Source organism: Algimonas arctica (genome assembly GCF_014652695.1).
GTDB lineage: Bacteria > Pseudomonadota > Alphaproteobacteria > Caulobacterales > Maricaulaceae > Litorimonas > Litorimonas arctica.
This window is the reverse complement of record NZ_BMZH01000007.1, coordinates 163,792-169,791: the sequence shown is the minus strand read 5'-3', so window position 1 is coordinate 169,791 and position 6,000 is coordinate 163,792. Positions and strand designations below refer to the sequence as shown.

Here is a 6,000-nt window from a genome sequence, read left to right as displayed (position 1 = left end):
TCCGAAACGCAGGCATGCTAACAACGGGATGTTGTCACCCGTCGAATTTGAGATGACAGCAAAATGAAGTAGCAAGGTGTCTATAAAGCTAGGGGCACATCATTGGGATACCGGTCACCAGCACCGGAAACCATCTTGCCACGTCCTGTTGGACTGGCCTATACTCCGTTCCGGACAGTCCAACAGGACGTCCACAACCGCCAAGCTCTAACTTAAATGGCGGACCACCTCATAGGGGCAGGTCAACCGATTGGGAGGCAGGCGCGTGAGCGCGGCACAATCGCAACTGCGCAATGACCACCTCTGTACAATCAGCAAAAACGGAGTCTGAGATGACATCTTCACTCTTAGCCAATTCTTGCTATACTCAATGCATGACGACGGTGCATAAATTTCCAGTCTCGAAGCTACCCGCAGAATTGCGGGAAGGTTTTTCCGATGCTGATTTTGTCACCGTGCAGGTGTCACGAGACACTGATGTTTTGCCCGGATATACCTGCGAAGAAATAGACGCCCTCCTTGAGCCGACACAGGGTCAGATCGAACGCGGTGACTATACGACGTGCAGTACGCCAGATGATCACGACGCATTTTTCAAGACCATCAAAACTCGCGCGCTCGCTTCTAATTCAACTCAGTAATTCCTATGCGTGACATACGGTATTTGTCGGTCGCAGAAGTCGACCTGATACGCATTTACCATCACTATGCAGTCGAGCGTGGTGTTGTTGACGTGGCGGACACGATTGTCGATTCCATCAAGGCATTGGCTCAATCGACGCTGCCCAATTCACCGGCGATCGGCAGACCCGTCGAGAGTGGCACCGACGGTTTGAGAGCGCTGTTAGTTCACCGGTCTCATTGGGTTATCTATACGTATGACGATCAATCCGTTTACATAAGACGTGTTTTAGCGGCGAAAAAATTGGCGTCATGGAACATACTGGAATGACATCTGAGGAACCTTCAAAAGACCTTATCGAGTTTCGTATTGAGCGCGGTCTTGCAGATATCGAGTTGGGACGATTTCAACTACTCACCCCCGTTTTATGCAGAAAATATGGCGACTAAATTGAAGGCACGTCTATGTTCTAGACGGTCGGGTGATAGTGAACGTTGAACTTGCCGATCCAAATGTGAAATTCCCGACAATCAGATCATTTTGGCCGATTCGGAAAGAATATCAGGCTCAGTTGGTCATTTTCATATAAAAAACTTGGGGTGAGCTGCACTATTGTTTGTTCAAAAGGTTGCACCAGATGTGATGAAAGTTGCCCTGCTGTGATTGCCATTCGTGAGGCAAAGCTCAGAACCATGTATTCAACATACTGATAAAATCAGAGAGTTTGGAAAAGTGGCGCACTGGGGAGGATTCGAACCCCCGACCCCTAGATTCGTAGTCTAGTGCTCTATCCAACTGAGCTACCAGTGCATTGTCGCAATCCTTATCGGATGCGAGAGGCAGGCCATTAAGCGGGGAGATGGCATGGGGCAAGTGGTTTTTCCGCCCTTTAGGGCAGCTTTCGCACATAGTAGCGCACAGACACGCTATTTGGGCGTTCAACATCCCCAATCGGATCAAACCCGAGGGCTCGGTGAAAGGCATGACTGCCCGGGTTATCGGGCTGTGTATTCACTTCACAGGCCACATGCGTGTGACCGCGCGCGCGGGCGGTGGTTTCCAAATCAGCGTAAAGTGCGCGGCCCGCACCCTGACCTTGCGCGCTCGCGCCGATCACAACGCGGTCGATATAGATGTAATTTTCCAACCTTGCGGACAACCAATCGACATTTTTGTGCCGATAGGGGCCATTACCGTCATAGGCGATGAGCGCCGCCTCCCCTGCATAGAGTTGCTGCGCGTAATCCGCGTGACCCAATAGGGCGCTCAATGCCATGTCGTCCAAGGGAGACAGCCAATGCACGAATTGCGCATTATTGCGCAGAATCGCGGCGTGATGCGACGGTTGGATGGGCGATATCGCCACAGACCTCATTGGGCCGCTAGGACGCCGCGCGTCAGCGCGCGAGCAACGCAGCGCGCGGCGGCCGCGCCTATATTTGAGAGCGCAGCCGGGCCAATCGCGGCTTGCTCGCCGACTGACAGCGCGAAAATCGTATCACCGTCCAGGGGCGTGTGAGAGGGCTGCACCGATAAAGCGAGCCCATCTTGTGCCATGATGGCAAGGCGTTTGAGATCGGACGGGGACAGCGCCGCATCCGTGACCACGGCCCCGATGACCGTATTCTGTCCCGCGCCCGCAAAGCGCGTAAGCTTCGTATCTTGCGGCTGTGTCCAGCGGTAGTCCTGCGGCGGATGCGCCCCGCCAAACTCCCCGTCCCGCTCATAGAGCCACGCGTAAGGCACGCGTGTTCCCGGCAGAAAAGGGGATCCAACCGGATTCGCGGCGATAAAGGCCCAGACGACCGCGCCATTGACCGTTTCCGACGCCACCCCAAAGCCGCCAGCGTAGATCCCCGCCGTGGCGCCATAGCCTGCGCCAATCGCGCCTTCGGAGGTCTCATAGCACGCAGCTGAAAGGGCCTCCCGCCCAAGGCGGTGAAAAGGCGGTGTATCGCCCCACGCCTTGTCTCCGCCGTTGGCGTTATCAAATAGGATTGCCGACGGGACGATCGGAGACACGGGAATGGGCGGCGGGCCGGCCGCATAGCCCACGCCTCGCGCCCCAAGCCCAGCGCAAACCGCATCAGCGGCGGCGAGCCCATAAACCGACCCGCCCGCCAAAGTGATCGCATGGACCCGGTCAACCAGCCCGCCTAGGGCCAGTGTATCGGTTTCGCGCGTCCCCGGCCCGCCACCGCGTACATCGACAGCACAGAGCGCCGGCGCGTCGGGCAGGAGCACAGTAACGCCGGTTTTAACACGCGTATCATGGGCATGCCCAACCCGCAGTCCCGAGATAGATAAGAGCTTTGAGGACGGATGAGCCATAAGCCGACGTTAAGTCAGGGAGAGAGGCCGCGCAACGCGCTGAAACCTTGACTTTTCCAGTTATAATTCACACAAATGGCGTGTTCGTCTCTTTTTCTCGTCTCCTTTCGAAGAATGGACCCGAACATGAGGCGGTGGGGTGGCACTCCTGCCGCCTCGCTTATTCCCGATCTATATGTCCGTCACAGGCGCGTTAATTCGCGTCAGTGTGCAGCGCTGTCATGCCGGCATCGTCCAGCACAGCGACGAACCCATCCATGAGGTCATCCGTGCACCGCTTAACGGGGACAGATCTGCCTAGACGGAGGGGAATTGTGGTCTTGCAGGATTTTTTGGCCTTATGTTCAAGCGCCCGATAAAGTCGAGCTGTGCCTTCTTCTGTTGCCAGAAGATCGGTTTGCACACTCACCGAGACACGCTCGCCATGGGCCGTCGCGGAAATTTTCTGCGTTGTTGCGGCAGATGCGCTCAACGGAAGGGCCGTTGCGGCGAGCGTGAAGGCCAACGCAAAAGCGCGTACAGGCCCGCGGAGCAGGCGCGATTGCGACCGTATTTTTGAAATAGTCATAGGGTTTCTCCTTTTGGGGTCAGTATGAAGATCGGACAGAACGTGGCACCGTTTCCCGATCTCAAGCCCCACTATACAACGACACTTGTCGTTATTCAAGCTTAATTTTATTGAAAAACGATAATGTTTGAGAAGAAGCGTATGATTCTTGCGTCAAACGCTTGAAACGTCTGCACAAGCTTCTAAATGTTGTCGGCTAGATTTCCGTCCTTGTGACGGGAACTCCCTTTTATCGCTCTGACTATTGACGAGATCATTCCATGCAGAAATATCCGATGACCCCGGGCGGCCACGCAGCTCTTGAAGTCGAACTCAAACATCTCAAAACGGTGGAACGCCCCGAAATTATTCAGGCGATCTCTGTCGCACGCGATCATGGCGATCTGTCAGAGAATGCGGAATATCACGCAGCGAAAGAAAAGCAGGGCTTCATTGAGGGTCGTATTCAAGAACTCGAATCCAAAATGTCTCTCGCGCAGGTGATCGATACATCCAACCTCAAGGGTGATCGGGTCACCTTTGGCGCAATCGTCAAAATTGTGAACGAAGATACGGACGAAGAATCGGCGTATCAAATCGTCGGCGAAGACGAAGCCAGCGTGAAAGCGGGCAAGATTTCAAACACCAGCCCGATTGCGCGCGCCATGATGGGCAAAGAGATCGGGGCCGTTTTCGAAGTCATCGCTCCGGGCGGCGCGAAAGGGTATGAAATTCTTGAAATTAGCTACCCGAAGTAAATCATGAAACTCCTCGTCGTCTCAGATGGTCGGCGGGGCATTGAAAATCAGGCGCTCGGACTGGCGGAAGCGGTCGCGCGGCATAGCGGCACAGCCTGCAATATTGCTGTCCATACGGCCTCGCATCGTCCGGGCTTCGCCGCCCTTCCGCCGTCCCTCCAACTCACGGTTCGTCGTGATTTCGGCCTGCCAGAGGCGGACCTTGTTATCGGCTGCGGACGACAGGCGATCGCGCCGCTGATTGCATTGCGTCGGTCCAGTCGCGCCGCATTTACGGTCTATATCCAACACCCCCGCACGGATCCCGCCCGTTTCGACCTTGTCATCGCGCCAGAGCATGATGCGCTCAGGGGTCCAAATGTCGAGACGATGATCGGCTCTCCCAATCGTATTTCCAGGGACACAATCATCGGCGGAACGCTCGCGCATGGGGCACGTCTTCACGCCTTACCGATGCCGCGCGCCATGATGGCGATCGGTGGGCCTAGCAAAACCCACGCAATGAGCGACGCGACGATCCAATCACATGTGGAGACCGCCCGCAGCTTAAGCCGACAGGGCTATAGCCTGCTCGTCACCCTCTCTCGCCGGACGCCGGACAGTGCCCGCAAAGCGTGGGATGACTTAGCACAGACACTGGAAAACATCTGGCTGCATGATCCCGAGAGCGACGTTGATAATCCCTATTTCGCCTTTCTGGGTGGCGCGGACGTCCTGTTCGTAACGGAAGATAGCACTAATATGCTGACAGAGGCCTGCACGACCGGGAAACCCGTCTACCGGCTTGCGATGGATGGCGATCCCGGCAAATTTCAAAAGCTCTATGACGCCCTAGAGACGCGCTGCTGTGTCAGGCGATGGGACGGAAACCTAGACGACCGCCCCTACCCCGCGCTGGATGAAACAAGCCGCATGGCGCAGCGTATTCTTGAGCGGATGGGTTCACGCCAATAAGCGCCGCGCGTTAATCGCACCCGACATCATCCGCGCCGGATTTCATAGTCCAGTTCATTGCGTTGGATATGAGCTGACGATGCTCGGGCGCGGCGAAACTTTCGAGCGTATGGCCCAGAGCACTGGCAACGACACGTCCGCCCTCAGGTAGACAGCGCGACCAAATAATCGCGTGATCTTCGGGCTGATCTCCCATGCGAAGATCCTCAACGCCATAAACCGTGTTCCGCGGGCTATAAGTCGTCTCATCGAGACCTGCGAGCGTGACAAAGCGGCCGTCCGGGACACCGTCAAAAGAATACCATTCATCCGTCGCTTCAAACCGATCCGGCAACCCCGCCATAACAGGGTGGCCAGTGTTGAGGACCACCACGTCGGCGGCTTGAAATTGCGGCGCCATAGGGTGGGAGATAAACTGAGGACCGACAAGTTCGTCTTGGTAAAAAGTCCAGTCTTTCTGACTGGAATCAATGCTGCCATGGATCAGAATGACAGCCCCATCATCAGCTAGCCATGTTTTAAACGCGGCTTTTTGGTCAACGGATAGGGAATCGCCCGTCGCGCTATTGAACACAATGAGGTCGAATCGGGACAGCGTCTCGGCATTGAATATTTCCGCATGTTGCGTGGTGAAATAGCCAAACCCTTTGTCTCGCGCGATTTCCATCAACGCGACATTGCCGCCAGCAATCCCTTCCTCATGTCGCCAACCGCGTGTTTCTGAATAGATCAGCACCGCAGGCTGCGGCATATATTCAGTCGGTACAGGGGCAGGACGAGACATCTCG

At 55.6% G+C, this 6,000-nt stretch carries 8 protein-coding genes and 1 tRNA gene; 4 read left to right on the top strand and 5 right to left on the bottom strand.

Annotated features, from left to right (window positions below; translation table 11 throughout):
- Positions 1-332: 332 nt before the first annotated feature.
- Both IE105_RS10100 and IE105_RS10095 read left to right on the top strand, forming a co-directional pair.
- The gene (locus IE105_RS10100) at positions 333-641 is read left to right on the top strand and encodes a hypothetical protein (RefSeq protein WP_189498045.1); all 309 of its coding nucleotides are present in this window, start codon (positions 333-335) and stop codon (positions 639-641) included.
- 5 nt (positions 642-646) lie between these two features.
- Positions 647-952: a type II toxin-antitoxin system RelE/ParE family toxin gene (locus IE105_RS10095; RefSeq protein WP_189498043.1), complete on the top strand. Its 306-nt coding sequence runs from the start codon at positions 647-649 to the stop codon at positions 950-952.
- Positions 953-1,355: 403 nt separating this feature from the next.
- On the opposite strand, the gene IE105_RS10090 is transcribed toward IE105_RS10095, so the two are convergent.
- The 4 genes from IE105_RS10090 to IE105_RS10075 all read right to left on the bottom strand — a co-directional run bounded on the left by IE105_RS10090 (position 1,356) and on the right by IE105_RS10075 (position 3,521).
- A tRNA-Arg gene (locus IE105_RS10090) sits at positions 1,356-1,432 on the bottom strand.
- 79 nt (positions 1,433-1,511) lie between these two features.
- Positions 1,512-1,988, bottom strand: a complete 477-nt coding sequence (locus IE105_RS10085; RefSeq protein ID WP_189498041.1) for a GNAT family N-acetyltransferase — start codon at positions 1,986-1,988, stop codon at positions 1,512-1,514.
- Positions 1,989-1,993: 5 nt separating this feature from the next.
- Positions 1,994-2,953 (bottom strand): P1 family peptidase, encoded by a 960-nt coding sequence (locus IE105_RS10080; RefSeq protein WP_189498039.1) that lies wholly within the window; start codon positions 2,951-2,953, stop codon positions 1,994-1,996.
- Between the two features lie 193 nt (positions 2,954-3,146).
- Positions 3,147-3,521, bottom strand: coding sequence for a UrcA family protein (locus IE105_RS10075; RefSeq protein WP_189498037.1), 375 nt, complete (start codon positions 3,519-3,521; stop codon positions 3,147-3,149).
- 260 nt (positions 3,522-3,781) lie between these two features.
- Here IE105_RS10075 and greA point away from each other — a divergent pair, with 260 nt between their 5' ends.
- Together greA and IE105_RS10065 are read left to right on the top strand one after the other, a co-directional pair.
- The gene (gene greA / locus IE105_RS10070; protein ID WP_189498035.1) at positions 3,782-4,258 is read left to right on the top strand and encodes a transcription elongation factor GreA; all 477 of its coding nucleotides are present in this window, start codon (positions 3,782-3,784) and stop codon (positions 4,256-4,258) included.
- A gap of 3 nt (positions 4,259-4,261) precedes the next feature.
- Positions 4,262-5,212 (top strand): mitochondrial fission ELM1 family protein, encoded by a 951-nt coding sequence (locus IE105_RS10065; protein WP_189498033.1) that lies wholly within the window; start codon positions 4,262-4,264, stop codon positions 5,210-5,212.
- Between the two features lie 10 nt (positions 5,213-5,222).
- Here IE105_RS10065 and IE105_RS10060 read toward each other — a convergent pair whose 3' ends face one another.
- Positions 5,223-5,996 (bottom strand): ThuA domain-containing protein, encoded by a 774-nt coding sequence (locus tag IE105_RS10060; RefSeq protein ID WP_189498031.1) that lies wholly within the window; start codon positions 5,994-5,996, stop codon positions 5,223-5,225.
- Positions 5,997-6,000: the final 4 nt, after the last annotated feature.

Bases quoted from the DNA above. Each gene is read 5' to 3' on its own strand.
- IE105_RS10065 (WP_189498033.1), top strand. From the start codon at position 4,262: ATGAAACTCCTCGTCGTCTCAGATGGTCGGCGGGGCATTGAAAATCAG.
- IE105_RS10100 (WP_189498045.1), top strand. From the start codon at position 333: ATGACATCTTCACTCTTAGCCAATTCTTGCTATACTCAATGCATGACG.
- greA (WP_189498035.1), top strand. From the start codon at position 3,782: ATGCAGAAATATCCGATGACCCCGGGCGGCCACGCAGCTCTTGAAGTC.
- IE105_RS10060 (WP_189498031.1), bottom strand. From the start codon at position 5,996: ATGTCTCGTCCTGCCCCTGTACCGACTGAATATATGCCGCAGCCTGCG.
- IE105_RS10075 (WP_189498037.1), bottom strand. From the start codon at position 3,521: ATGACTATTTCAAAAATACGGTCGCAATCGCGCCTGCTCCGCGGGCCT.
- IE105_RS10095 (WP_189498043.1), top strand. From the start codon at position 647: ATGCGTGACATACGGTATTTGTCGGTCGCAGAAGTCGACCTGATACGC.
- IE105_RS10080 (WP_189498039.1), bottom strand. From the start codon at position 2,953: ATGGCTCATCCGTCCTCAAAGCTCTTATCTATCTCGGGACTGCGGGTT.